The sequence below is a fragment of the Acidovorax cavernicola genome, from assembly GCF_003581445.1.
This window is the reverse complement of the sequence record NZ_QXMN01000166.1, coordinates 1-1983: the sequence shown is the minus strand read 5'-3', so window position 1 is coordinate 1983 and position 1983 is coordinate 1. Positions and strand designations below refer to the sequence as shown.

Annotated in this window: 3 protein-coding genes; all 3 read left to right on the top strand. The window is 66.4% G+C overall.

The features are described 5' to 3' along the window. The coding region (locus D3H34_RS32095; RefSeq protein WP_286186542.1) for an ABC transporter substrate-binding protein at positions 1–550 on the top strand (550 nt) is incomplete at its 5' end. Between the two features lie 7 nt (positions 551–557). Then, a complete protein-coding gene (locus D3H34_RS32090) occupies positions 558–1523 on the top strand; it encodes an ABC transporter permease (RefSeq protein WP_119558810.1) in 966 nt (321 codons plus the stop codon). 14 nt (positions 1524–1537) lie between these two features. Beyond that, positions 1538–1983, top strand: a 446-nt coding sequence (locus tag D3H34_RS32085; RefSeq protein WP_434057726.1) for an ABC transporter permease, incomplete at its 3' end; no start/stop codon positions are given.

Genomic DNA, 1983 nt, shown 5'->3' with positions numbered 1-1983 from the left:
GGTCGACGTCGCCAAGGCCAAGCAGCTGCTCGCCGACGCGGGCTACCCCAGCGGCTTCGACCTGACGCTGCACACTTCCAACGACCGCTATGTGAACGACGAAGCGATCAGCACCGCGATCGCGGGCTTCCTGGGCCGCGTGGGCATCAAGACCTCGGTGGTCGCGCGCCCGATCGCGCAGCAGAGCGTGGCCATCAATGGCGCCGACATCGACTTCTACCTCTATGGCTGGGGCGTGCCGACCTATGACTCGGCCTATATCTTCGACTTCCTGGTGCACACGCGCGGCAAGGACGGGCGCGGGCCGACCAACGCCACGGGCTTCAGCAACGCCGCGGTCGACACCGACATCGTCGCGCTGGCTTCCGAGGCCGACAAGGCCAAGCGCGACCAGATCACGCAGCGCATCTGGGATGTGGTGCAGAAGGAGCGCTTCTACATTCCGCTGCACGACCAGGTGATCCATTTCGCATCGATCAAGCGCATCGACGTGCCCGTGCATCCGGACAACGCCGTGCTCTTCAAGGACGTGAAGCTCGGCGCGAAGTGAGGCAACCATGCTGGCCTATCTGTTGCGGCGCCTGGGCCAGTCGGCCCTGGTGCTGCTCGCGGTCTCCCTCATCGCCTTCATGGTGTTCCGCCATATCGGCGATCCGACGATCAGCCTGCTGGGTGAGGACGCGACGCTCGAGGAACGCGCGGCGCTGACCACCGAGCTGGGCTTCGACAAGCCCGTGCCGCTGCAGTACCTGCACTACCTGGGCAAGGTGGTGCAGGGCGATCTGGGCGTGTCCTACCGCCTCAAGCGGTCGGTCAGCGAAGTCATCGCCGAGCGCCTGCCGGCGACGCTGGAGCTGGCGCTGATCGCCTCGATCGGCGCGCTGGTGATCGGCGTGGTGCTGGGCGTGTACACGGCCTTGCGCAGCGAAGGCTGGCTCAGCCGATGGGTGATGACGGTGTCGCTGGTCGGCGTGTCGCTGCCCACGTTCCTGATAGGCATAGGCCTGATCTACCTGTTCGCGGTCGAGTTGCGCTGGCTGCCGTCGTTCGGCCGCGGCACGACGGTCAAGGTCGGCGGCTGGGAGACCGGCCTGCTCACGGCCTCGGGCTGGAGCGCGATCATCCTTCCGGCGATCACGCTGGGCTTCTACAACATGACGCTGATCATGCGGCTGGTGCGCGCCGAAATGCTCGAAGTGCTGCGTTCCGACTACATCCGCTTCGGCCGCGCGCGCGGCCTGCGCGAGAAGGACCTGTACTTCGGCCATGCGCTGCGCAACACGCTGATTCCGGTGATCACCATCGCCGGCCTGCAGATCGGCACGCTGATCGCTTTTTCCATCGTGACCGAAACCGTGTTCCAGTGGCCGGGCGTGGGCCTGCTGTTCATTTCGTCCATCCAGGGCGTGGACGTGCCATTGATCGCGGCCTATCTGATGTTCATCGCGCTGCTGTATGTGGTGATCAACCTGCTGGTGGACTTCCTCTACCTGGCCGTTGACCCGCGGCTGCGCCGCCGCTGATAAAGGAAATGAACATGCCCGATGTGATCGACAAACCCGCGGCGGCCGCGCCGCGGCGCGGCTGGCGTCAGAGCGATTCCCCCGTGAAGCGCGCGTTCGCGCGCTCGCGCACCGTCCAGGTCGCGGCTGCGGTGCTGCTGCTGATCGTGCTGGCGACGCTGTTCGCGCCCTGGCTGGCCTGGCAGAACCCGTTCGATTCGGCGAGCCTCGAATTGAACGACGCCTTCCTGCCGCCCTGGTCCGAAGGCAGCCACGGCGCGTTCCACATGCTGGGCGCCGACGACCAGGGCCGCGATGTGGCCTCGGCCATCCTCTACGGCCTGCGCATGTCGGTGCTGGTCGGCGTGTCGGCCGTGCTGCTGTCGCTGTGCATAGGTGTGCCGCTGGGCCTGCTCGCGGGCTACGCGGGCGGCTGGTTCGATACGCTGCTGATGCGCCTTGCCGACGTGCAGCTCACGTT